The 23,756-nt window shown below is 70.7% G+C and carries 22 protein-coding genes and 1 pseudogene; 16 read left to right on the forward strand and 7 right to left on the reverse strand.

What is annotated here, in order from left to right:
- Positions 1–13 precede the first annotated feature (13 nt).
- From OG303_RS06890 to OG303_RS06900, 3 genes are all read left to right on the forward strand, one after another.
- Positions 14–472, forward strand: coding sequence for a MarR family winged helix-turn-helix transcriptional regulator (locus OG303_RS06890; protein WP_405865804.1), 459 nt, complete (start codon positions 14–16; stop codon positions 470–472).
- 182 nt (positions 473–654) lie between these two features.
- Positions 655–1,869, forward strand: coding sequence for an MFS transporter (locus OG303_RS06895; RefSeq protein WP_405865806.1), 1,215 nt, complete (start codon positions 655–657; stop codon positions 1,867–1,869).
- 34 nt (positions 1,870–1,903) lie between these two features.
- The gene (locus OG303_RS06900) at positions 1,904–2,731 is read left to right on the forward strand and encodes an aldo/keto reductase (RefSeq protein WP_405865808.1); all 828 of its coding nucleotides are present in this window, start codon (positions 1,904–1,906) and stop codon (positions 2,729–2,731) included.
- A 63-nt stretch (positions 2,732–2,794) separates the two neighbouring features.
- Here the strand turns inward: OG303_RS06900 and OG303_RS06905 are convergent, their stop codons facing one another.
- Positions 2,795–3,715 carry a LysR family transcriptional regulator gene (locus tag OG303_RS06905; RefSeq protein WP_405865810.1) on the reverse strand — a complete coding sequence of 307 codons (921 nt, stop codon included), beginning with the start codon at positions 3,713–3,715 and terminating at the stop codon, positions 2,795–2,797.
- Positions 3,716–3,833: 118 nt separating this feature from the next.
- Between OG303_RS06905 and OG303_RS06910 the strand changes: the two are divergent.
- Positions 3,834–4,484 (forward strand): annotated as a pseudogene (locus OG303_RS06910) (MFS transporter); the annotation flags it as partial.
- Between the two features lie 224 nt (positions 4,485–4,708).
- Complete coding sequence (locus OG303_RS06915) at positions 4,709–4,972, forward strand: hypothetical protein (protein ID WP_405865812.1); 264 nt, start codon at positions 4,709–4,711, stop codon at positions 4,970–4,972.
- Between the two features lie 12 nt (positions 4,973–4,984).
- On the opposite strand, the gene OG303_RS06920 is transcribed toward OG303_RS06915, so the two are convergent.
- Positions 4,985–5,887, reverse strand: a complete 903-nt coding sequence (locus OG303_RS06920; protein ID WP_405865814.1) for a hypothetical protein — start codon at positions 5,885–5,887, stop codon at positions 4,985–4,987.
- Positions 5,888–6,128: 241 nt separating this feature from the next.
- Here OG303_RS06920 and OG303_RS06925 point away from each other — a divergent pair, with 241 nt between their 5' ends.
- Genes OG303_RS06925 through OG303_RS06950 form a run of 6 tightly spaced genes read left to right on the forward strand, consistent with a single transcriptional unit; the run spans position 6,129 to position 12,252 of the window.
- On the forward strand, positions 6,129–7,334 hold the full coding sequence (locus OG303_RS06925; protein ID WP_405865816.1) for an MmgE/PrpD family protein: 1,206 nt from the start codon (positions 6,129–6,131) through the stop codon (positions 7,332–7,334).
- Between the two features lies 1 nt (position 7,335).
- Positions 7,336–8,520, forward strand: a complete 1,185-nt coding sequence (locus OG303_RS06930; RefSeq protein ID WP_405865818.1) for a CaiB/BaiF CoA transferase family protein — start codon at positions 7,336–7,338, stop codon at positions 8,518–8,520.
- 25 nt (positions 8,521–8,545) lie between these two features.
- A complete protein-coding gene (locus OG303_RS06935; RefSeq protein ID WP_405865820.1) occupies positions 8,546–9,712 on the forward strand; it encodes an acyl-CoA dehydrogenase family protein in 1,167 nt (388 codons plus the stop codon).
- Positions 9,705–10,451: a GntR family transcriptional regulator gene (locus OG303_RS06940; RefSeq protein WP_405865822.1), complete on the forward strand. Its 747-nt coding sequence runs from the start codon at positions 9,705–9,707 to the stop codon at positions 10,449–10,451. The genes OG303_RS06935 and OG303_RS06940 overlap by 8 nt, the downstream gene beginning before the upstream one ends.
- 32 nt (positions 10,452–10,483) lie before the next feature.
- Positions 10,484–11,272 (forward strand): electron transfer flavoprotein subunit beta/FixA family protein, encoded by a 789-nt coding sequence (locus OG303_RS06945; protein ID WP_405865824.1) that lies wholly within the window; start codon positions 10,484–10,486, stop codon positions 11,270–11,272.
- A 17-nt stretch (positions 11,273–11,289) separates the two neighbouring features.
- Complete coding sequence (locus OG303_RS06950) at positions 11,290–12,252, forward strand: electron transfer flavoprotein subunit alpha/FixB family protein (protein ID WP_405865826.1); 963 nt, start codon at positions 11,290–11,292, stop codon at positions 12,250–12,252.
- A gap of 148 nt (positions 12,253–12,400) precedes the next feature.
- On the opposite strand, the gene OG303_RS06955 is transcribed toward OG303_RS06950, so the two are convergent.
- Both OG303_RS06955 and OG303_RS06960 read right to left on the reverse strand, forming a co-directional pair.
- The gene (locus OG303_RS06955) at positions 12,401–13,198 is read right to left on the reverse strand and encodes an SAM-dependent methyltransferase (protein ID WP_405865828.1); all 798 of its coding nucleotides are present in this window, start codon (positions 13,196–13,198) and stop codon (positions 12,401–12,403) included.
- Positions 13,199–13,446: 248 nt separating this feature from the next.
- The gene (locus OG303_RS06960) at positions 13,447–14,154 is read right to left on the reverse strand and encodes an SDR family oxidoreductase (protein WP_405865830.1); all 708 of its coding nucleotides are present in this window, start codon (positions 14,152–14,154) and stop codon (positions 13,447–13,449) included.
- Positions 14,155–14,255: 101 nt separating this feature from the next.
- Between OG303_RS06960 and OG303_RS06965 the strand changes: the two genes are divergently transcribed.
- On the forward strand, positions 14,256–15,095 hold the full coding sequence (locus OG303_RS06965) for a helix-turn-helix transcriptional regulator (RefSeq protein ID WP_405865832.1): 840 nt from the start codon (positions 14,256–14,258) through the stop codon (positions 15,093–15,095).
- Positions 15,096–15,323: 228 nt separating this feature from the next.
- Here the strand turns inward: OG303_RS06965 and OG303_RS06970 are convergent, their stop codons facing one another.
- The 3 genes from OG303_RS06970 to OG303_RS06980 form a co-directional block, all read right to left on the reverse strand.
- A complete protein-coding gene (locus tag OG303_RS06970) occupies positions 15,324–16,229 on the reverse strand; it encodes a class I SAM-dependent methyltransferase (protein ID WP_405865834.1) in 906 nt (301 codons plus the stop codon).
- Between the two features lie 88 nt (positions 16,230–16,317).
- Positions 16,318–17,304, reverse strand: a complete 987-nt coding sequence (locus OG303_RS06975; RefSeq protein WP_405865836.1) for an alpha/beta hydrolase — start codon at positions 17,302–17,304, stop codon at positions 16,318–16,320.
- A gap of 186 nt (positions 17,305–17,490) precedes the next feature.
- Entirely contained in the window at positions 17,491–18,513 is a 1,023-nt protein-coding gene (locus tag OG303_RS06980; protein ID WP_405865838.1) for a LacI family DNA-binding transcriptional regulator, read from the reverse strand.
- Positions 18,514–18,733: 220 nt separating this feature from the next.
- Here OG303_RS06980 and OG303_RS06985 point away from each other — a divergent pair, with 220 nt between their 5' ends.
- The 4 genes from OG303_RS06985 to OG303_RS07000 are packed head-to-tail and all read left to right on the forward strand — an operon-like array spanning position 18,734 to position 23,755.
- A complete protein-coding gene (locus tag OG303_RS06985; RefSeq protein ID WP_405865840.1) occupies positions 18,734–20,674 on the forward strand; it encodes a glycoside hydrolase family 127 protein in 1,941 nt (646 codons plus the stop codon).
- Between the two features lie 39 nt (positions 20,675–20,713).
- Positions 20,714–21,961 (forward strand): extracellular solute-binding protein, encoded by a 1,248-nt coding sequence (locus tag OG303_RS06990; RefSeq protein ID WP_405865842.1) that lies wholly within the window; start codon positions 20,714–20,716, stop codon positions 21,959–21,961.
- Positions 21,962–21,968: 7 nt separating this feature from the next.
- Positions 21,969–22,937 carry a carbohydrate ABC transporter permease gene (locus tag OG303_RS06995; RefSeq protein ID WP_405865844.1) on the forward strand — a complete coding sequence of 323 codons (969 nt, stop codon included), beginning with the start codon at positions 21,969–21,971 and terminating at the stop codon, positions 22,935–22,937.
- The gene (locus tag OG303_RS07000) at positions 22,934–23,755 is read left to right on the forward strand and encodes a carbohydrate ABC transporter permease (RefSeq protein ID WP_405865846.1); all 822 of its coding nucleotides are present in this window, start codon (positions 22,934–22,936) and stop codon (positions 23,753–23,755) included. The genes OG303_RS06995 and OG303_RS07000 overlap by 4 nt, the downstream gene beginning before the upstream one ends.
- Position 23,756 lies beyond the last annotated feature (1 nt).

Genomic DNA, 23,756 nt, shown 5'->3' on the forward strand with positions numbered 1-23,756 from the left:
GGATTCAGGCCCCATGACCGCGACGGACCCGGCGCTCACCGCCCTCGCCCAGGGCTGGTGCGCCCTCTCACTGCTGCACGGCAGGATCGAGGCCCACATCGAGCGCGCCCTGCAGTCCGAGCACGACCTCAGCGTGCGGGAGTACTCCCTGCTGGACGTGCTGAGCCGGCAGCACGAGGGGAAGGGCGGCCATCTGCAGATGAAGCAGGTCGCCGACGCCGTAGTCCTGAGTCAGAGCGCCACGACCCGGCTGGTCACCCGCCTGGAGGACCGTGGCCTGCTGACCCGCTACCTGTGCCCCACCGACCGGCGCGGCATCTACACCAACGTCACCGAGGCCGGCCTCGAGCTGCTGACTCAGGCCCGCCCGACCAACGAGGCCGCCCTGCGCGAAGCCCTGGACGAGGCCGCCCGGAACCCGGAGCTCGCCCCGCTGGTCAAGGCGGTCGAGACACTCGGCGTGCCCGCCTGACACCTGAAGCCCCCGCGAGCGTCACCGTCCCGGTGGCCGGCCGCAGGGGCTTTCCCATGCGCACATAGTTGCAGGCGCACGCTACCCGCACCAGACACTCACTGCGCTTGCAATTATCCCGCGTCTGCAACTATTGTCGACGCTCGTAAGCGCTACACGCAATCGCCTGGAAGGTTCTTCCCATGCCACTCGCCCTCCTGGCCCTGGCCATCGGGGCCTTCGGGATCGGCACCACCGAGTTCGTGATCATGGGCGTGCTGCCCGAGGTCGCGGGTGACTTCGGCGTCTCCATCCCCACCGCGGGCCGGCTGGTCTCCGGCTACGCCCTCGGTGTCGTCCTCGGCGCACCGGTGCTGACCGTCCTGGGCACCAAGGTCTCCCGCAAGAAGATGCTCATGTTCCTCATGGGCCTGTTCGTGGTGGGCAACGCCCTGTCCGCGTTCGCCCCCACCTTCGGCGTCATGCTCGTCGGCCGGGTGATCGCCTCCCTCGCGCACGGCGCGTTCTTCGGCATCGGCTCCGTGGTCGCGGCCGGACTGGTCGCGCCGCAGAAGAAGGCGGCGGCGATCTCCCTGATGTTCACGGGTCTGACCGTCGCCAACATCGTGGGCGTCCCGCTCGGCACCTACGTCGGCCAAGCCGCCGGGTGGCGGGTCACCTTCATCGGTGTGGCCGCGCTCGGCATCGTCGGACTGCTCGGGGTGGCCAAACTCGTGCCCGAGACGGGCCGGGCCGAGACCGACGGCATCCGTACCGAGTTGGCCGCCTTCCGCAACGTCCAGGTGTGGATCGCGATGGCGATGACGATCCTCGGCTTCGGCGGTGTCTTCGCCGCGATCACCTACATCACGCCGATGATGACCGAGGTCGCGGGCTACTCGGCCGGTGCGGTCACCTGGCTGCTGGTGCTGTTCGGGGTGGGCATGTTCCTCGGCAACCTGGTGGGCGGCCGGTTCGCCGACCGGGCCTTGATGCCGATGCTGTTCACCGCTCTCGGCTCGCTGTCCCTCATGCTGCTGCTCTTCACGGCCACCGCCCACAACAAGGTCCTGGCGGCGATCACCCTGACGTTGATCGGCGCCCTGGGTTTCGCCACCGTGCCCCCGCTGCAGAAGTGGGTGCTGGACCAGGCCTCGGCCGCCCCGACGCTGGCCTCCGCCGCCAACATCGGCGCCTTCAACCTCGGCAACGCACTGGCCGCCTGGCTGGGCGGCGTCGCCATCGCGGCCGGACTCGGCTACACCTCCCCGAGCTGGATCGGCGCCCTCCTCGCCGGCGCCGCACTGCTGCTCTCCTTCCTGGCCGCCTTCCTCGACCGCCGCCGCCCCCTGTCCGCCGGCCGCGTCGTGACCGCCTCCAAACCGGCCGAGAGCTCGCCGGTCGCCGCCCGGCACTGACCCAACCCCCACCTCGCGCAAGGAACTTCAGCACATGACCCGCACCGTCCCCACCGTCACGCTCAACAACGGCGTCCGGATCCCCCAGCTCGGCTTCGGCGTCTTCCAGGTCCCCGACGCCGAGACCACCGCCGCGGTCAGCTCCGCGCTGGAGGCCGGCTACCGGAGCATCGACACCGCCGCCGTCTACGGCAACGAGGCGGGCGTCGGCACCGCCCTCGCGTCCTCCGGCATCGCCCGCGAAGAGCTCTTCATCACCACCAAGTTGTGGAACGAGGACCAGGGTTACGACGCCACGCTCCGCGCGTTCGACGCGAGCCTCGCCAAGCTGGGCCTGGAGTACGTCGACCTGTACCTGATCCACTGGCCCACCCCGGCCCGCGACCTGTACCGGGAGTCCTGGCAGGCCATCGAGAAGCTGGTGGCCGACGGACGGATCCGGGCCGCCGGTGTCTCCAACTTCCAGCCCGCCCACCTGCGGCGGCTGCTGGAGGACGGTGCGCTGGTACCGGCCGTCAACCAGATCGAGCTGCACCCGGGACTTCAGCAGCGCGAACTGCGCGCCCTGCACACCGACTTGGGCATCGTCACCGAGGCATGGAGCCCGCTGGCCCAGGGCGCGGTGCTCGCGGATCCCGCACTGACCACGATCGCCGAAACCCACGGCAGGTCACCCGCCCAGGTGGTGCTGCGCTGGCACCTCCAGCTCGGCAACGTGGTGATCCCGAAGTCCGTCACGCCCGCCCGCATCCGCGAGAACATCGACGTCTTCGACTTCGCCCTCGCCGACGAGGAGATGACCGCGATCGCCGCCCTCGACCGGGGCCTGCGCACCGGCCCGGACCCCGACACCCTCAACTGACCGTCGGCCGTTGCCGGTTCATGCAGGCCGGAGCCCGGCGTGAGCGGTGATCCGGGCGGAAGGCTACTGCGCCCACTTCGGCGTCCACGTGTCGGCGTCGGGCCGTGGAGAGCCGAGGTGGGAGCGGAGCAGGCCGAGCGCCGGGTGCGGGTTGTCGCCCCGCCAGATCAGGGAGTGCGGGTAGACCGGCGTCGGGTCCTGGACGGGAATGCGGCGCAGGTCGTGGTCGGCCGGCCAGAGCATCCGCGTCTGGTCGCCGACGAAGGTCGCGAGCAGCGGGGAGTCGGCGATGGTGTCGAGCAGCGGCTCGGCGCCGAAGTCGGGGCCGGTCACCTCGATGGTGAGCCCGAACGCCGACCCGAGGTCGTCGTAGAAGGCGGCCCACTCGGTGCCGGCGACGTTGCCGGGCATCCAGATCCGGTGCCCGGCCAGCTGGGCGGGGGTGATGGTCCGCGCGGCGGCCAGCGCGTGGCCCGGTCCGGTGAGGAGCTGCACGGGCTCGTCGTGGACGCGGGCGGCCTCGATGCCGTCGGGTAGCCGGCGCGCGGGCAGGGTGAGGGCGCGGAAGGACGCGTCGATCGTGCCGGAGCGCACCGCGGCGATCGCCGCGTCGGCGTCGAAGAGGGTCACGACGTCGAGCGCGACCTCCGGGTGGGCGCGGTGGAAGTCCCGTACCAGGTCAACCGGTGCGAGCCGCCGGCCGATCACGTCGACGCGCAGCGCGCGGCGGCCGGGGCGTACCGAGGCGGCGGCCCGTTCCTCGGCCCGCAGGAGGTCGCGGGCGTGGGGCAGGAGGACCTGCCCGTCGACGGCGAGCCGGGCTCCGCGCGCCGTGCGGGTGAACAGCCGCACCCCGAGGTCCTTCTCCAGGGCGGCGACGCGCTTGGAGACGGCCTGCTGGGTGACGGACAGGGCGAGGGCGGCTTCCCGGAACTGTCCGGCGTCCGCGACGGCCACGAAGGTGCGCACTGCGTCGAGATCCACGACCACAGTTGTACAACGTCTGGTTGTGCTGTGCCGGGTGGGTCGGTTGTTTGCTCCGCCGCCTCGCTACCCGCTTTGATGGCGCCGGTCGACATCGGGGCGGGACGGGGAGGCGGGCATGAGGGCCAGACAGTCGCTGGGGCGGCGGTTCGGGTGGCTGTGGGCGGCGTACGCGGTGAGCGCGCTCGGCACGTGGCTCGCGTTCGACGCGTTTCCCTTGATCGCGGTACTCGTCCTGCACGCCGGGTCGGCCCAGGTGTCGGGCCTGGCGGCCGCCGGGCTGGCGGTCGGGGCGGTGGTGGCGGTGCCGCTCGGGCCGTGGGTGGAGTTCCGCCGCAAGCGGCCGGTGATGATCGGGATGGACATGGTCCGGTGCGCGGCGCTGCTGACGGTCCCGGCCGCTTTCGCGCTGGGCGCGCTCACCTTCGTACAACTTCTGGTTGTGTCGGTCGTCGTCTTGGCGGCCGACATCGGTTTCACCGCGGCGAGCGGGGCCTTCCTCAAATCGCTCGTGCCGCGGGACGACCTGCTCGTGGCCAACGCGCGGTTCGAGGCGACGGCCTGGACGACCACCATCCTCGGGCCGCCCCTCGGCGGGGTCGCGATCGGGGTGTTCGGCCCGGTGATGACCGTGATGGCGAACGCGGTCAGTTTCCTGCTGTCGGCCGTCGGGATCCGCGCGATCGGCGGCAAGGAGGCGCATCCCGCACGCACAGGACCGGCACCGGCCGGAAGCCTGCTGGAAGGCTGGCGGTACATCCTGGCCCACCACCGTCCCACGACCGGAGCAAAGGCCTCGATCGGTGACTGCCGGACGGTCAGGTGGTCGCGGCTGGAGCCGCGAGCACCTGGCCCGGTTCAGGGTTCCGCGAACCGTCGCGTTCCGACAGGAATTGGCGCTCGACGCCACGGGCAAGGTGAGGGAGGACCAACTGCGATGAGGACGGACGGGGGCGGCCACCAGCCCCCGCAGGCGAACGGAGATCCCTCGTGATGACGAACCACGCCGCCGGTCTGACGGCGGACCTGTCACTCGCCCAGATCCAGCACCTCGACGACGAGATCATCGCGCTGCTGGCACGCCGCCGCGCGATGGCCCAGGAACTCCCGCCCCCGGCCCGCGCCCGCGCCGACGACCCGGCCTTCGCCGAGACGCTACGAGGGATAACGGGCCGCTACCGCCAGGAGCTCGGCGGCGCCGGCGAACTCGTCGCCCGCGCGGTCATGGTGCTGTGCGATCCCAGCCGCGATTCCTGAAGGAACCTTCCGTCAGCCGAAGCCCACGTCCGCCCCGGCGTGGGCTTCGGCACGGTGGCTCGCAATGCGCAGCCGGGCCGACGACCCGTCGCCCTCCGGGCCACCGCAGGCCAGGAACTGCTCGCCGCAGAAAATGGGCTTGAGCAGCCGGTACGAGAGGGTCAGCACGGGCCGCTCCGGCTGCTGCCTGCGAACAAGTTCGAGCAGGGCGAGGACCAGCAACGGGCCGTGCACCACCAACCCCGGGTAGCCCTCGACGCCGGTCGTGTACGGGCTGTCGTAGTGGATGCGGTGGGCGTTCGCGGTCAGGGCGCTGAAGCGGAACAGCAGGGTCGGGTCGGTGTGCCAGGGCTGCTGCCAGGGGGATGCGTCGTCGTGCGGTCGGGCCTGGGTGTCCAGGGCCAGTGCGGTCGGCACAGGTGCGTCGCCGCCACTTCGGTAGACCAGATCCTGTTCCTCGGTCAGGCACAACCGCCCGTCCTGCCGGAACTCGCTGCGTACGGTGACGAAGAGCAGGTCGCCGCTGCGGCCGCGTTTGGGCCGCACCTGGCTGACCCGGCTGTGCTGCTCCGCCGGTCGGCCCAGCGTCAGCGGCGCGGAGACCTCCAGCCGCCCGCCCGCGAACATCCGCCGCCGTTGCGGCAAGGGCGGCAGGAAAAGGCCGTCCCGGGGGTGCCCGTCGGGCCCGAGCTCCTTGTGCCTGGGCCAGTTCAGGAAGTGCAGCCAGTGCCACAGCGGCGGGAGCGGATCACCGTCGCCCGCGGCCGGGGCGGGCAGGTCCAGTACGGCGGAGAGGGCGGCCGCTGGGGCCGGGTCGAGCGGGTCGGTCGTACGGACGTCGTCGGGGCGCCACGTGCGGGCGGTGTCTTCGAGGACGCCGAAGGCGGCTGCGGACGCGGAGTCGGAGTGGGGCAACGGAACTCCCGAGGGGGTGCCTGACCAGGTGCCGCATTGTTGCGTACAAAGCCTCGGCATGGTGTGGATGTCGTCTTCGCCACGTCGATGCAGTGCGGTAAGACACAGGTCACAGCGCCGGGTTCGCCGTTGACAGCGTCGCGGATTTGGCCGTACAAATCTGCGCAGAGGATCTGTCGGCCGTACGACGCCGCACGAGGCCGTACGCGCACAGCAGGCACCGAACCCCTGGGGGACCGTTGTGACCGTCGCCCGAGCCCTCGCGCAGTGGGCCCACGGCCACCGCCCGACGCCGGACGACCTGGCGCTGGCGGAGCGGGCGCTGGCCGACACTGTCGCCGTGGCCTTGGCCGCCCAGAGGCATCCCCTGCGCGCCGTCGCTGCTCCGCTGCCGGACGCGGCCCGCTGGGCGACGATGGCCCATGTGCTCGACTTCGACGACCTGCACACCGACACCACCACGCACATCTCCGTGGTGACCGTCCCGGCCGTGCTCGCCGTGGGCGGGGACGCCCGCGCCTATCTGGCGGGCGCCGGGGTCATGGCCCGGCTCGGCGCGATGCTCGGCTGGGGCCACTACGCCGCCGGATGGCACGCGACGTGCACCGCGGGCGCCCCGGCCGCCGCCGTCGCCGCCGGTCTCGCCCTCGGTCTGGACGTGGAGGGGCTCGCCATCGCGATGGCCCTCGCCGTGCCCGCGGCCGGTGGCGTCCAGGAGGCCTTCGGGACGCACAGCAAGTCGCTGCAGGTCGGCTTCGCCGCCGACGCGGGCGTACGGGCCGCTCGGCTGGCGCGGGCGGGGGCCACCGGGGATCCGCGGGCGCTGGAGGCCTGGCTTGAGCGGGTCGGCGGCACCCCCACGACGGACTTCCCCGCCGCGCCGGCCGTCCCCGGTGGCCTGGCCGTCAAGCTCTTCCCCTGCTGCTACGCGATGCAGCGGCCCATCGCCGCCCTGCGCGAGGTGCGCGACCAGGTCCATGGACAGATCGCCGCGGTCACCGTCACGACACCCGCGGGGACCGTTCAACCGCTCATCCACGACCGCCCGGCGACCGGTCTGGAAAGCAAGTTCTCGCTTCCGTACGCGGTGGCCGCCGCGCTGCTGGACGACTATCCCGGCTTCGACAGCTTCACGGACGCCGCCGTGCAGCGGCCCGAGGCGCAGAAGCTCGTCGACCTGGTCCGTGTCGACCTGCTGCCCGGGGAGACCGCCACTCTGTTGGACGGCCGGGTCGCGTTGCGCGTCGCTCTCGCCGACGGCGGCGAGGTGCGTACCGAGCTGGCGTTTCCGCCCGGCTCGCCCCAACGCCCGGTGTCCGAGGCCGACTTGCGGGCCAAGGCCGCCGCCTGCGGTCCGGACGTACCGGCGCTGCTGGACGGGCTGACGTGGGCCGCTGCGGCCGAGGTGCTGCGAACACGGTTCCCCCACCAGGACCTGGAGGCATGACGTGCGGCAACTCCCCCTGTCCGGCATCACGGTGGTCAGCCTGGAGCAGGCCGTCGCCGCTCCGTACGCCACCCGGCAGCTCGCCGACCTCGGCGCCCGGGTGATCAAGGTGGAGCGGCCGGGCGAGGGCGACTTCGCACGCCGCTACGACACGACCGTGCACGGCCACTCCAGCTATTTCGTCTGGCTCAACCGCTCCAAGGAGTCCCTCACCCTCGATCTCAAGGACCCCCGCGGCAAGGAGATCCTGCACCAACTCCTCGACGGCGCCGACGTGTTCGTCCAGAACCTCGCACCGGGGGCCGCCGACCGCCTGGGCCTCGGCGTGGACGCGCTGGCCGAGCGCTACCCGCGGCTGATCCCGTGCACGATCTCCGGTTACGGCACGACCGGGCCCTGGGCCGACCGCAAGTCGTACGACCTGCTGGTGCAGTGCCAGACCGGCCTGGTCTCGCTGACCGGAACCGCCGAGGAGAGCGCCCGGGTCGGGATCTCCGTCGCCGACATCGCCGCCGGGATGTACGCCTACTCCGGCGTCCTGACCGCGCTGTACACGCGGGCCACGACCGGCCGGACGCATCCGGTGGAGGTGTCGCTGTTCGAGGCGCTGGCGGAATGGGTCAGCCAGCCCGCCTACTACACCCGCTACGGCGGCAGCCAGCCCGCCCGCCTCGGCACCCAGCACGCGACCATCGCCCCGTACGGCGCGTTCACCACCGCCGACGGCAAGCAGGTGCTGTTCTCCATCCAGAACGAGCGCGAGTGGGCGGCCCTGTGCGCGCAGTTCCTGGGCCGGCCGGGGCTGACGGACGACCCCCGTTTCGCCACCGGTTCCCAACGCGTCGCCCACCGCGAGGAGTTGAACGCGATCGTCGCCGAGCGCATCGCCCGCTCGGACGCCGACGAGATCCTCGCGGACCTGGAGAAGATCGGCATCGCCTGCGCCGGTGTCAACGACGTGGCCGCGTTCCTCGACCACCCGGTCCTGGCCGCCCGCGAGCGCTGGCAGGAGGTGGCCGTGCCCGGCGCGACCATGCAGGCGCTGCTCCCGCCGGCCGACCTCGCGGGCCTGCCCGCGCGCATGGATCCCGTACCGGACGTCGGTGAGCACACCGACGCGATCCTCGCCGAACTCGGCCGCACCCGCGACGACATCGAGGCGCTGCGCGCCGACGCCGTCGTCTGACCCCGACGATCTGGAGACCCGCCCGATGAGCGCCCTGGACCTCCTGTCCGACGACGAACGGCTCGTCGTCCGGACCGTGCGCGAGTTCGTCGACAAGGACGTCAAGCCCGTCGTCCAGGAGCTGGAGCACTCCGACACCTATCCCGAGAGCCTCATCGAGCGGATGAAGGAACTCGGCATCTACGGCCTGGCCGTCCCCGAGGAGTACGGCGGCAATCCCGTCTCCACGCCCTGTTTCGTCCTGGTCACCGAGGAACTCGCGCGCGGCTGGATGAGCCTGGCCGGGGCGATGGGCGGGCACACGGTCGTCGCCAAGCTCCTTCTGCTGTACGGCACAAAGGAGCAGAAGCGGCGGTACCTGCCCCGGCTGGCCTCCGGGGAAGTCCGCGCGACGATGGCGCTGACCGAGCCGGGCGGCGGCTCCGACCTGCAGGCGATGACGACGGTCGCGCGCCGCGAGGGTGGCGAGTACGTCGTCAACGGGGCGAAGACCTGGATCACCAACTCCCGTCGCGCGGGCCTGATCGCGCTGCTGTGCAAGACCGATCCGGCCGCCGAGCCCCGGCACCGGGGCATCTCGATCCTGCTGGCCGAACACGGTCCCGGCCTCGTGGTCTCCCGTGACCTGCCCAAACTCGGCTACAAGGGCGTCGAGAGCTGCGAGTTGTCCTTCGAGGACCACCGGGTGCCCGTCGAGGCGCTGCTGGGCGGCGCGGAGGGCCACGGCTTCGGTCAGATGATGAAGGGGCTGGAGACGGGCCGGCTCCAGGTCGCCGCCCGGGCACTGGGCGTGGGGCGGGCGGCCCTGGAGGACTCGCTGCGCTACGCCCAGGAACGGGAGAGCTTCGGCAAGCCGATCTGGCGCCACCAGGCCATCGGGAACTACCTCGCCGACATGGCCACCAAGCTCACCGCCGCCCGCCAACTGACCCTCCACGCCGCCCGGGAGGCCGACGCCGGGCGCCGCGTCGACATGGAGGCGGGCATGGCCAAGCTGTTCGCGTCCGAGACGGCGATGGAGATCGCGCTCAACGCCGTGCGGATCCACGGCGGTTACGGCTACTCCACCGAGTTCGACGTCGAACGCTACTTCCGTGACGCGCCGCTGATGATCGTCGGCGAGGGCACGAACGAGATCCAACGGAACGTGATCGCCGCGCAGTTGGTCGCGAGGGGCGGTCTCGATGGCTGAGCAGGCACAGCGGGAGAGCACGTACGTACGGCTCGCGCGGGAGCTACGGACCGCGATCCTGCGGCACGACTATCCCGACGGGGTACGGCTGCCGACCGAGGCCGAGCTGGCCGAGACGTACGCGGTGAGCCGGCAGACCGTGCGGCGGGCCTTCCAGGACCTCGTGACGGAGGGGCTGGTCTACCGGGTGCCGGGGCGCGGTACGTTCGCCGCTCCCCGCGAGGAGCAGTACCTGCGGCAGTTCGGCTCGGTGGACGACCTGATGGGGTTGTCCATCGACACCCGCATGGACGTCGTCACGCCCCTGCACCGGCGGGTCGACGTCGACGCGGCGGGCCGGCTCGGCCTGCACACCGACCGGGTGCACAAGCTGTCGTTCCTGCGACTCCACGACGACGTCGCGTTCTGCCACACGTCGGTCTGGCTGCCGCCCGCTGTGGGCCGACTGCTGGAATCCGTACCGGAGTTGACGTTGCCGGGGACGCCCAACGCGTTCACCGTCATCGGACTGCTCGATCAGCGTCTGCCCGAACCGATCGCCGAGGCCGAGCAGAGCATCACGGTCGCGGAGGCCACTGGGGAGATCGCCAAGCACCTGGGCTGCGAACCGGGCCGCGCACTGCTGCGCATCGACCGGGTCTACCAGACGGTCGCCGGCCAGCTCGTCGAACTGGCCAGCAGCCACTTCCTGCCCGAGCACTACTCGTATCGCGTACGGCTGCGGCGCAGCGGCCAGTGATGTCTACGCAAGTCTGCAAAGGAGAAAGAGTCTTGAGCTTGAGGATCGTTGTCACTGTGAAGTACGTGCCCGACGCCACTGGCGATCGGCACTTCGCCGATGACCTGACCGTCGACCGGGACGACGTGGACGGTCTGCTCTCCGAGCTGGACGAGTACGCGGTCGAGCAGGCGCTGCAGATCTCCGAGAACTCCGACGACGACGTGGAGATCACCGTTTTGACGGTGGGTCCGGAGGATGCCAAGGACGCGCTGCGCAAGGCGCTGTCGATGGGCGCGGACAAGGCCATCCACGTGGAGGACGACGACCTGCACGGCACCGATGCGATCGGTACCTCGCTGGTGTTGGCGAAGGCGATCGAGAAGGCCGGTTTCGACCTGGTGGTCTCCGGGATGGCGTCCACCGACGGCACCGCGGGCATCGTGCCCGCGCTGCTCGCCGAGCGGCTGGGCGTGCCGCAGGTGACCCAGCTGTCCGAGGTGACGGTCGCGGACGGGGTCGTGAAGGGCCGCCGGGACGGGGACGCCGCGTCCGAGCAGCTGGAGGCTTCGCTGCCGGCGGTGGTGTCGGTGACCGACCAGTCGGGTGAGGCCCGCTACCCGTCGTTCAAGGGCATCATGGCGGCGAAGAAGAAGCCGGTTCAGGCCTGGGACCTGTCCGATCTGGAGATCGACGCCGACGAGGTCGGCCTGGCGGGTGCCTGGAGCAAGGTCGATTCCGCCACCGAGCGTCCGGCCCGCACCGCGGGCACGATCGTCAAGGACGAGGGCGAGGGCGGCAAGCAGCTCGCCGAGTTCCTCGCAAGCCAGAAGTTCATCTGAGAAAGGTGCAAGGATCCATGGCTGAAGTTCTCGTCTACGTCGATCACGCGGACGGTGCCGTCCGCAAGCCCACCCTGGAGCTGCTGACCCTGGCCCGCCGCATCGGCGAGCCGGTCGCCGTCGCGCTCGGTGCGGGTGCCGCCAACACCGCCGCCGCGCTCGCCGAGCACGGCGCCGTCAAGGTCCTCACCCACGAGGCCGCCGAGTACGCCGACTACCTGGTCGTCCCCAAGGTCGACGCGCTGCAGGCCGCGATCACCGCCGTCTCCCCGGCCGCCGTGCTGGTGCCCTCCTCCGCCGAGGGCAAGGAGATCGCCGCCCGCCTCGCGCTGCGCATCGGTGCGGGCATCATCACCGACGCCACCGACCTCGAGGCGTCCGAGGAGGGCCCGGTGGCCACCCAGTCGGTGTTCGCCGCCTCCTTCACCACCAAGACCCGCGTCATCAAGGGCACCCCGGTCATCACCGTCAAGCCCAACTCCGCCGCCGTCGAGCCGGCCCCGGCCGCCGGCACCGTCGAGGCCCTGACCGTCGCCTTCACCGGGCAGGCCACCGGCACCAAGGTCACCGCACGCACCCCGCGCGAGTCGACCGGACGGCCGGAGCTGACCGAGGCCGCGATCGTGGTCTCCGGCGGCCGCGGCGTCAACGGCGCCGAGAACTTCCCCCTCATCGAGGCCCTCGCCGACTCCCTGGGTGCCGCCGTCGGCGCCTCGCGGGCGGCGGTGGACGCGGGCTGGTACCCGCACACCAACCAGGTCGGCCAGACCGGCAAGAGTGTCTCGCCGCAGCTGTACATCGCCAACGGCATCTCCGGCGCCATCCAGCACCGGGCCGGCATGCAGACCTCCAAGACCATCGTCGCCGTCAACAAGGACGCCGAAGCCCCCATCTTCGACCTCGTCGACTACGGCGTCGTCGGCGACCTCTTCGACGTCGTCCCCCAGCTCACCGAGGAGATCAACACCCGCAAGGGCTGAGCGCGTTCAGGGGCTGTCCGGGTCAGCGCTCGATACGACCTGGGCAGCCCCTGCACATGCGGGGACACGCGGGCGGTTGAGTACCGTCTGCCGGCTGATCGGCGCGAGCCGCGGCAGCCGTGGCCACTCTCGTGCCGAAAGCAGCGGTTCAGCGGGTCTTGCGTGCCACGCCCCCGTAGATGCCGATGTCCTCGGACCCTGCCGGCGGCGGGGTGTCGGGGCGCCAGAACGGAACCTGGGCCACACCGGGTTCGACAAGCTCGAATCCGTCGAAGAACCGCTCGACCTCGGTGCGGGAGCGCAGACTGAGGGTGGCGGTCGCCTTGCTGTAGACGGCCTGGGCCTCGCGCCGGTCGGCGAAGTCGCCCGTGGCGTGCGAGAGCACCAGGAAGCTCCCGGCCGGGAGCGCGTCGCGCAGGGTGGCGACGACCTCCGCGGGCTTCTCCGCTTCGGTGAGAAAGTGGAGCACCGCCAGAAGGAACAGGGCCACCGGCTCGTCGAAGTCGATGACTTCGCGGACGGCCGGATCGTCCAGGATCACCTGCGGCTCGCGGAGGTCGGCGAGCACGATGCTGGTCGTGCCGGAGCCCCTGAGCAGCGCGTTGCCGTGCGTGGCCACGATCGGATCGTTGTCGACGTACACGACGCGTACGTCCGGCGCCGTCTCCTGGGCGATCTCGTGCACGTTCGGCGAGGTGGGCAGCCCGGTGCCGATGTCGAGGATCTGGCGGACGCCGCTGTCGACGACGTACCGGACGGCGCGCTGCAGGAAGGCACGGTTGGCCCGCAGGCCGATTCGCACCTCGGGCGCGGCTGCGGCGAGTGAGTCGCCGGCCTGTTGGTCGACCTCGTAGTTGTCCTTGCCGCCCAGCAGGTAGTCGTAGATCCGCGCGGGGTGCGGCCTGCTGGTGTCGATCTCCTCGGCACGGAAGCCGTCCTGTCTCACGCTGCACTCCTCTCGGCGACCGCCTCGTTCGGTGGACTGCGATCGGCCGACGTCAGCTTCGCACATCAACTTCTGCGTTCGCGCCCGCAGTTGCCCATCAGCAGTGCGGACCGGGTTCCGTGTCCGTCGCTGCTGTCGTACCGCCGGCACTGCTCGCATGTCGCCGTCGACCGGGAGTTGACCCGCGACGAGGCCGGGGCGCTGCTGCGCACGGAAGGCGCGGCGCCCCGGGCCGGTTCAGTTCCAACTCACCAGGGCAGCGAACCGTTGATGTCGAAGTAGCCGCCGGTCGGGCCGTCGGCGCCGATCTGCGCCATACGGACGATGATCTCGGCGCCCTGCTCCACGGTCTGCGTGCCCGTGTTGCCGTTGAGGTCGGTCTTCGTGAAGCCGGGCTCGACGGCGTTGATCCGGATATCCGGGAACGCCTTCGCGTACTGCACGGTGAGCATGTTGACCGCGGTCTTGGACGTCGGGTAGGCGACACCCGGATAGAAGTGCGCGGGGTGGTCCGGGTCGGAGAGGTGGGTGAGCGAGCCCAGGCCGCTGCTGATGTTGACCACGACCGGTGCGGCCGATCGCTGCAGCAGGGGAAGGAAGGCGTGGGTGACGCGGACGACGCCGAAGACGTTCGTCTCGAAGGTGTTGCGCATCTGGTCGGCGGTCACGGTCGCGGCGGTGGGCACGCTGTTGCCCTCGCCCCGCGTCTCGATGCCGGCGTTGTTGATCAGCACGTCCAGGCCGCCGTCGGCCTCGATGGCCTTGGCCGCCGCCTCGACGGAAGTGTCGTCGGTGACGTCGAGCTGGACGAACCTGGCGCCGAGCTGTTCGGCGGCGCGGCGTCCGCGCTCGGCGTCGCGAGCCCCCACATACACGGTGTGACCTGCTGCGACGAGTCGACGGGCGGTCTCGAAGCCGAGACCCTTGTTCGCTCCGGTGATCAGTGTTGTCGTCATGCGTCCAGCCTGCGTCGCGGCGGCGCGGACAGCCAGGAGACCCTTCTTCCTGGGACTGCGGGTACCAGGCACATCCGCGCCCGGCGGTGTTCACTGGGGGCATGGCTGCGACAGAACTCGGAAGGGCGCTGCGGCGCTGGCGCGACCGGGTCGCTCCGGACTCGGCCGGACTGCCGGCCGGCGGACACCGGCGCGCGGCGGGCCTGCGGCGCGAGGAGCTGGCCCTGCTGGCCGGGATCTCGGTCGACTACATCACGCGCCTCGAACAGGGCCGGTCCGGCAACCCCTCCGCCCAGATCGTGGAGGCCCTGGCCCGGGCGCTGCGGCTGTCGGGAGACGAGCGGACGTATCTGTTCCGGCTGGCGGAGCTGGTGCCCCCGGGTCCCGAATTCGCGCCCGCGTACATCACGCCCAGCGTCCAGCGTCTGCTGGACAGGCTGGTGGACACCCCCGTCGCGGTCTCCGACGCGGCGATGACGCTGCTCGTGGCCAATCCGGTCTACGCGGCCCTGATGGGCGATCCGTCCCGCTTGCGCGGCTTCGAACGCAACGGTGTCTGGCGCAACTTCCTCGGGGTGCCGACGCGGGTGCGCCACACCCCCGATGAACGACGCGCCTTCGAGGCGGGCATGGTCGCCGAGCTGCGCTCCACCGCCGCCCGCTATCCGGCCGACCGGCAACTGCGCAGCCTGATCGAGGAGTTGCGCACCAAGAGCGAGCGGTTCGCCGAGCTGTGGGATGCGGGCGTCGTCGGCAAGCTGGAGGCCTCGCGCAAGACGATCGAGCATCCGCAGGTGGGCCTGCTGACCCTGGACTGCGACCTGCTCAGGGTGGAGGGCAACGACCTCCACATCCTCGTCTACTCGGCCCGACCGGGCACCGAGGCCGCGGAGAAGCTGGAGCTGATCTCGGTGGTCGGCACCCAGAGCCTGGTCGGCTGAGGGCTTCCGGAGCTCCTCCTTCATCTCGTCCAGCCTCGCCAGGATCTTCATCTCGTCCAGCCTCGCCAGGATCGGATACCCGCTGACGCCGGGCGCGTTGCCGTGTCCGGTACACGCCACCATCCAGTCGGAGGCGTACGCCTGATCGCAGTGGAGCTGCCCGGTCGCACCGGACAGCTCCTGGCCCTGCTGCCGAAGGACGCCGGGGCCGAAGCCGCGACGCGATCTTCAGTTGGCGAGAGTCCTGCGTATCGCCCGGGTGACGATCGGGGGCAGCAGGTCCACGCCGATGCGGCGGGCCCGGGATCGAGGACGGCGGGGTGTGGGAGCGGAGACGACCGGTGTAGGGGGCTTCTGCGACTCGGCCGCCGTGTAGTGCCGGGAGTGCGGGAAGGGCGGCGGCTGCATCCCTTTCTGTGCGCGGGTGCGGACAAGACAGTGTCCTGCGGCCTCCTGGACGCTCAGACCGCAGTCCGCACGCTCCCTGAGCATCGCCAACAGCTCCTCCTGCACGGGCTTCGGATCGCCCCAAGTGCCGTACAGCTTCTGGGTGCTGAGGCAGATCGGGCGCAGTCCGCGGTTGAGCACGGCTTCCCAGGTGGCGACCGAGACGCCGGGAGTGTGCTCGGAGCGGAAGTCGTCGAGGACGACGATGCCGTCGGGCAGCAGCAGGTCGCGGGCCGCGCCGATGTCGTCGTGGACGTGCTCGTACAGGTGCGAGGCGTCTATGTGGACGAAGCGGCAGCTGTCCGGGCTGACCTCCTGCGCGATCACGGACGTTGGGGCCTCCAGCACCCTGGGCAGGGCGTCGTGGAAGGAGAGGTAGTTGCGCTCGAAGGCCTGCCGGGTGAGCGAGGAGTACGACTTCGCCGTCTCGGCCCGGTTGGCCCCGTCCGGCGCCTCGCCACCGAAGAGGTCGCAGACCGTGAACTCCTCCCCGGCCTGCCTGTGGTGACCGAGCAGGATCGCGCTCTTGCCCAGATACGCTCCCAGTTCGACCAGGTCGCCCTGGAAACCGCGTGTCTCCTGCCGCTCGAGAAACCAGGTGAACAGGATCTGGTCCAGCGGAGGAAACCAGCCGGGGACGTCTTTCAGCTCGCCAGGGATCTTGTCTGTAGCTTGTGCAGTCGCCATGAATCGAGTGTGCTCACTGGGAGCCGAACAAACTGTCGCCCGACTGAACGTCCAGTGAACAGCTCCCCGGGCCTGGCCCCCCGCACGGTTACACCCGCAGGCCATGCAGCATTTCCGTCACTCGGGCCGGATCCTCGGGGCCCAGGTGTCCCGCGTCGGGGATGCTGTGGACGGTGAAGCGGTTGTCCGGGGTGAGGGCGTCGGCCTCCGCGATCATGCGGTCCTGGAGCTCCGTGGCTACGGTCCTGTCCTTGCCGAACCGCAGGTAGGTGCGGGGAATCCGGCCCCACGTATCGGCCCGCCCCACGGCCCGACCGTCGTACGCCGTCATCGACTCGTCCGTCTGCATGCCCTCCAGCACCCGCAGGAACGCGACGTCCGAGTAGTCGGCGCAGATCATCTCCTTGAACACCGCGAGGTCCCGACGGTCGGAGGTACGCCAGTTGAGGCGCAGCACGCCCAACTTCTCGGGGTCTCCGACGAGTTGGTCGAGCGGGGTGATGGCGTGCTGCCCTTCCGGCGAGGCGGCACAGGCGTTCAGGGAGGGCATGCTGCGGCTGGGGCAGAACGCCGCCATGTAGCAGATGTGCGCGAGGAGTTCCGGCACGGCGTTGCCGACCCTGCTGAGCGATACACCCCCCATGCTGTGCCCGACCAGCACCACGGGACCCCCGAGCCGAGCGGCTCGGCGCACGACGCCGGTGACGCGCCGTTCGAAGTCGTCCAGTGTGAGGGCGGCGACGGGCGAGGTCTCCGTGGCCAGAGCGCGCAGGTCCTGCGTCTGGTACGCCGCCGGCACGAACCGCTCGGTGCCGTGCAGGGGTTGGTCGACGGCGACGACGCGGTGACCGCGAAGCGCCAACTCCCGGCCGATCGCCGTCCAGAAGGCGCCGGCACTGTGCGTGCCGTGGACCAGTACGTAGGTGCGCACACCATGGCGGCGGGCCCTCCCGCCATCGCTGTCGGCCGCGTGCGCGTTCAGCACACCCAAGCCGGCGGCGAGCGCGGCACCGCCGGCCCCCGCCGCGACCCGCATGACGTGCCGCCTGCTGTTGAAGTTCTCGTTGTCAGCCATGCCCACGACGCTACGAAGGCCTCCGGCAACCCACCATGGCCCTGCGCACCCTGCCGACGGTGCACCTGGCAACACCCGCACCGCGGAGGGCTCCCCATGGCGGCCGTCCCGGACTTGCGCAGCGAGACCGGCGAGCCGGGCGTCCGTCAACGACACAAAGGTGGTTGCCAGTACGGCAGTTCGGGCTCACGTCGACTCCCGCACCACCAACCGGCACGGCACCGTGTGCACCCCCAAAACCGGCTCGGAGTCGATGGCCTCCAGTAGCTTCAGGGCGGCGATCCGCCCGATCTCGGTGAGGTCCATGTCAATCGTGGTGAGGGGTGGACGGCAGGCCAGGGCCATGGTGTCCCAGTTGTCGTAGCCGACGACCGCGATCTCGCCGGGGACGTCCCGGCCCCGCTCGCGCAGCGCGTCGGCCACGCCGCGGGCGATCTGGTCGTTGCCGCAGAAGAAGGCGTCGGTGTCGGGCGCCGTGCGCAGCACCGCGTCAGCGGCACGGCGGCCCCACGCCTCGCTCCACTCGCCGAAGTGGACGCGTCCGGTGGAGAGTTGGCGTGCGGAGTGCTCCAGTACGTCCACCGCGTGGCGGGCCCGGTCACGGGCGGCCGCGTGGTGTTCGGGGCCGGTGACGTGGGCGATCCGGGTGCGGCCGGTCGCCAGCAAGTGCTCGACCGCGAGGTGGGCGCCGCCCCGGTCGTCCGAGGCCACCGAGGTGTCGGACGGGTCGGTGGACGGGGAAAGCGCGTAGATGATCGGGATGCCGTCGACGCCCTTCAGAGGCGGCCGCGGGTCCGTCCGGCGGCCCGTGACGATGATGCCGTCCACTCTGCGGTCCATGAGATTGCGCAGATGGTGCTGCTCCCGGATGGTGTCGCCCCGCGTGTCGCACAGCAGCACGGATATCTTCCCCGCGCCGAGCGCGTCCTCGGCGCCCAGCAGCACGGGCGTGCTGAAACGGCCGATGCCGTCGGTGGTCATCAGCCCGACCGTCCAGCTGCGGCCGGTGTGCAGGTTCTGCGCGTGCTGGTTGGGCCGGAAGCCGAGCGTCTCCACGGCGTCCAGCACCCGCTGCCGGGTCTCCGGACGCATACGGCCGCTGCCGCTCAAGGCCTTGGAGGCCGTGCCGACACTGACGCCGGCGAGGGCGGCGACGTCGGCGAGCCTGGCCCGGCCGGTGGAGGGGGATCGCGGAGCGGCTTCGGTCACGGGCAATCCTTTTCTCGATGATCGTTCACGGCAGGGTGCGGCGCGGCCCATGGTGGCAGGCGGCCGGGTCGAGTACCAGTCCTTGAGCAACAAGAGAAACTTGTGCAGAACCCTTGACCCCGATTCCCCGACTCCACTCTACTCTTCGACGAGGAAAACGGTTGCTCACCAAGTTGCCCAGCCGTTGCCTGCCGCCCCGCCATACACCTCCCGGAGAGCCATGCCCCGCACCCGCTCCACCCAGCCCTCCTCCCCGCCCTCCCCCACCGGCCCGGTCCGCCTCGGCCCCGACGCCCACGCCGCCCTGCGCCCCGCCACCGCCGAGGTGGCCGACGGTTTCTGGCACACCCGCCGTGAGGTCAACGCGCGCACCTCCATCCCCCAGGGCCCCGGCCTGCTCGAGTCCGCGGGCAACCTGCACAACCTGCGGCTGGCGGCGGGCGCGGCCGAGGGCGAGTTCGAGGGCGCCTATCCGTTCGTGGACACGGACGTCTACAAGTGGCTGGAGGCCGCGGCCTGGCAACTGGCGCAGCGCCCGTCGGCGGAGCTGGAGTCCGACGTCGACCGGATCGTCTCCCTGGTCGCCGCCGCCCAGCAGCCGGACGGCTATCTCAACACCTGGTTCCAGCTGGTCAAAGGCGGCGAGCGCTACCAGGACCTGCGCTGGGGCCACGAGTTGTACTGCGCGGGCCATCTGATCCAGGCGGCCGTCGCCCATCACCGGGCCACCGGGCGCTCCGAACTCCTCGACGTGGCCCGCAAGTTCGCCGATCACATCGACACCGTCTTCGGACCGCCCGGCAGCGGCAAGGAGATCGACGGCATCGACGGCCACCCCGAGGTCGAGACCGCCCTGGTCGAGCTGTACCGGGAGACCGGCGAGCGCCGCTACCTCGACCTCGCCGGCTACTTCGTCGACCGGCACGGTCACGGCCTCCTCGGCGGCGAGGCCTACTGCCAGGACCGGGTGCCGGTGCGCGAGGCGACGAACGTCGAGGGCCACGCCGTACGGCAGTTGTATCTGCTGGCCGCCGCCACCGACCTCGCCACCGAGACCGGAGAGGCCGAACTCCGGGCCGCCGCCGAACGGTTGTGGCACGCGATGACCACCACCAAGACCCACCTCACCGGCGGTCTGGGCGCCCACCACGACTGGGAGGACTTCGGCGACCCGTACGAACTCCCCAACGAGCGTGCCTACTGCGAGACCTGCGCCGCCATCGCCTCCGTGCAGTGGAGCTGGCGCATGGCCCTGCTCACCGGCGAGGCCCGCTACGGCGACCTGATCGAGCGCACCCTCTTCAACGGCTTCCTCGCCGGGGTCTCGCTGGACGGCGAGCGCTGGCTGTACGTCAACCCGCTCCAGGTCCGCGACGGCCACACCGACCCCGGCGGCGACCAGTCCGCCCGCCGCACCCGCTGGTTCCGCTGCGCCTGCTGCCCGCCGAACGTGATGCGGCTGCTGGCCGGCCTGGAGCACTACCTCGCCACCGGCGACGACGACGGCCTGCAGATCCACCAGTACGTCACCGGGCGCTACGCCTTTGGCCCGATCGCCGTGCGCGCCGAGACGGACTACCCCTGGCACGGCGCCATCGCCCTCACCGTCGAGGACTCCCCCGCCGACCGCCCCTGGACGCTCTCCCTGCGCATCCCGCAGTGGTGCCGTGAATTCCGGGTGCGGTGCGGTGAGTTGGCGTACGACCAGACCGACGCGCCGGTCAGCGAGGGCTGGCTGCGCATCGACCGCACCTGGGCGCCGGGCGACGAGCTCGTGCTCGAACTCGGCCTGGAGCCCCGGCTCACGGCGGCCGACCCGCGCGTGGACGCCGTGCGCGGCTGCGCGGCGATCGAGCGCGGGCCGCTCGTCTACTGCCTGGAGGGGGTCGACCACCCGGGCGGCGGGCTCGACGACGTCGTCCTCGACACGACCCGTCCGCTCGCCGTCAAGCACCACCCGGACCTGCTCGGCGGGGTCATGACCGTCGTGGCGGCCGGGCGGCAGCGCGACATCCCCGATGCGGGCTGGTGGCCGTACCGGGCGGCCGACACCGATGACACCCCCACGGACGGCGAGTCCGTCGAGCTCACGGCGATCCCCTACTACGCCTGGGCCAACCGGCAGGACGGCGCCATGCGCGTCTGGCTGCCGACCTCCTGACACACCCTCAACTCTGCCCTACGACAACGAGGTCACCCCGTGATACCCACCCGCCGCAGTCTCCTGGCCGCGCTCGCCGCCGTCGGCACACTCGCCTCCCTCACCGCCTGCGGAGGCGGCTCCGGCTCCTCGGACTCCTCCTCCGGAGCGTCCGGAGGGACGTACACCTTCTGGGACCCGTACCCGCAGTTCGACGCCTCCTCGGCCTGGGGCAAGCTCGTGACCTCCTGCGGGACGAAGGCCGGGGTGAAGCTCAAGCGCACCCCGTACGACACCACCGACCTGGGCAACAAGGCCCTGCTGGCGGCCCAGCAGGGCAACGCGCCCGATGTGATGCTGGTGGACAACCCGGTCGTGTCCACGCTGGTGGAGGCGGGGATCCTCAACAAGACGAGCGATCTGGGTCTGGACACGAAGTCCGTCCAGAAGAACATCATCGGCGCGGGCACCATCGACGACGCGTCGTACGGGGTGCCGATCGGCGCCAACACGCTTGCGCTCTACTACAACAAGAAGATCCTGTCCGCCGCGGGCGTCGACCCGGCCTCCGTCAAGGACTGGAACTCCCTCTCGGCCGCCCTGAAGAAGGTCAAGTCGGCCGGGAAGAAGGGGATCACCTTCTCCGCGATCAACACGGAGGAGGGCAGCTTCCAGTTCCTGCCGTGGTTCTGGGGCGCGGGCGGTGATCTCACCAAGCTCAACTCGGCCAAGGGAGTTGCGGCGCTGTCGTTGTGGAAGCAGTGGGTCGACGAGGGTTACGCCCCCAAGGACGTGCTGCAGAACACGCAGACCACCAGCTGGCAGGAGTTCGCGACCGGCGACTACGCGTTCGGCGAGAACGGCACCTGGCAGCTGGGCAACGCGGAGAAGGCCGGCTTCGAATACGGGATCGTCAACATCCCCGGGCAGAACGGCGGTTCGGCGCCGGTGCCGACGGGCGGCGAGTTCGTGACCGTGCCCGTGCAGAAGGACACCGGGCGCTACGACGTCAGCAAGAAGATCGTCACGTGTCTGACCAGCGACGCGAATCTGCTGCCCACCGACACGACGCTGCAGTACGTCGCTCCCACGGCCGCCGTGCAGGCCGAGCAGGTGAAGCAGAACCCGAAGCTCAAGCCGTGGGTGACCGCGGTCGCGGCGGCTCGCGGCCGCACCAGCGGCGGTCTGGGCACCAAGTACCCGACGATCTCCCAGCCGATGTGGACCGCCGTCCAGGCCGCGCTGTCGGGCAGCAAGAGCCCGCAGGACGCCCTGGACACCGCCCAGTCGAGCGCGCAGAAGGGCTAGGACCGGCATGACCATCGCCCGGGTCGACCGTCCGCGGCGAGCACCGGCCGCGGCGGGGGCGAGCGGCACCGACGCCCTGTCCCTGCGCCGCCGGCAACGGCGCAGGAGCCGCCTCACCGCACTCGCCTTCGTGACGCCCCTGCTCGCCTACCTCGCCGCCTTCTATCTCTATCCGCTCTACCGCAACCTCGACCTGAGCCTGCGCGACTACACCGTCCGGTCGTTCGTGGCCGGGGACGCGCCGTTCTCCGGCTGGGACAACTTCCAGAAGGTGCTGGACGACCCGACGTTCGGCCCGGCGATGCGGCACACGATGGTCTTCACCTTCGTGTCGATCGCCTTCCAGTACGTCCTCGGGCTCGCCCTCGCGGTCTTCTTCAACCGGCACTTCCGCCTCGCGCCCACCCTGCGCGCGCTGTTCCTGATCCCGTGGCTGCTGCCGCTGATCGTGTCGGCCTCGACGTGGTCGTGGATGTTCAACAGCGAGTCGGGGGTGGTGAATTACTTCCTGCACTTCATCGGGGTCGACCCGGTCGGCTGGCTCACCTCGCCGGACTGGGCGCTGACGTCGGTGATCGTCGCCAACATCTGGATCGGCATCCCGTTCAACCTGGTCATCCTCTACAGCGGCCTGCAGAACATCCCGGGCGAGCTGTACGAGGCGGCCTCGCTGGACGGGGCGAGTGCCTGGCAGCAGTTCCGGCGCATCACCTTCCCACTCCTGCGGCCGGTGTCGGCGATCACCCTGCTCCTCGGTCTCGTCTACACCCTCAAGGTGTTCGACCTGATCTGGATCATGACCAAGGGCGGCCCGGGGGACGCGTCCTCCACCCTCGCCACCTGGTCCTACCAACTCGGCTTCGGCACCCTGCTGCCCAAGTTCGGCCCCGGGGCCGCGGTCGGCAACATCCTCATCCTCATCGCGCTCGTCTTCGGGCTGCTCTACATCCGCGTCCAGAGGAGGCAGGAAGCATGAAGTCCCGTAAGCCTGCCCGCCGTTACACGGTCATCGGTCTTCTCCTGACCGCGCTGATGCTGTTCCCGGTGTACTGGATGCTGAACGTGTCCCTCACCCCGCAGCAGGACATGCGCAAGGACCCGCCCGACCTGCTCCCGCTGCACCCCACCTTCGAGGGCTACCGGGCCGTCCTCGACGACCAGTTGCCCTACCTCGGCACCAGCCTGCTCATCGGCCTGGGCACCGTCGCCCTCACCCTGCTGCTCGCCGCCCCGGCCGGCTACTCGCTGGCGAAACTCCGTCCGACCGGCGGCGGCGCGCTCGGCCTGGTGCTGCTGATCGCGCAGATGATCCCCGGGATCGTCATGGCGATGGGCTTCTACGGCATCTTCCTGGACCTCGGTCTGCTCAACTCCTGGTGGGGCCTGATCATCGCGGACTCCACCATCGCCGTGCCGTTCGGCGTCATGATCTTCACGGCGTTCATGTCGGGCATCCCCGGCGAGCTCATCGCCGCCTCCCGCATCGACGGCGCCGGGACCTTCCGCACCTTCTGGTCCGTCGTGCTGCCGGTGAGCCGCAATGCCCTGGTCACGGTCTCGCTGTTCAGCTTCCTGTGGGCCTGGTCGGACTTCGTCTTCGCCAACACCCTTGACGGCGGCGGCGATCTGAGGCCGATCACCCTCGGCATCTACAAGTACATCGGCAACAACAACCAGGAGTGGAACGCGATCATGGCCACCGCCGTCGTCGCGTCCGTCCCCGCCGCTGTCCTGCTCGTCCTCGCACAGCGCTATGTGGCCGCGGGCGTGACCGCGGGCGCCGTGAAGGACTGAT

The organism is Streptomyces sp. NBC_00005 (genome assembly GCF_045160215.1).
Taxonomy (GTDB): domain Bacteria; phylum Actinomycetota; class Actinomycetes; order Streptomycetales; family Streptomycetaceae; genus Streptomyces.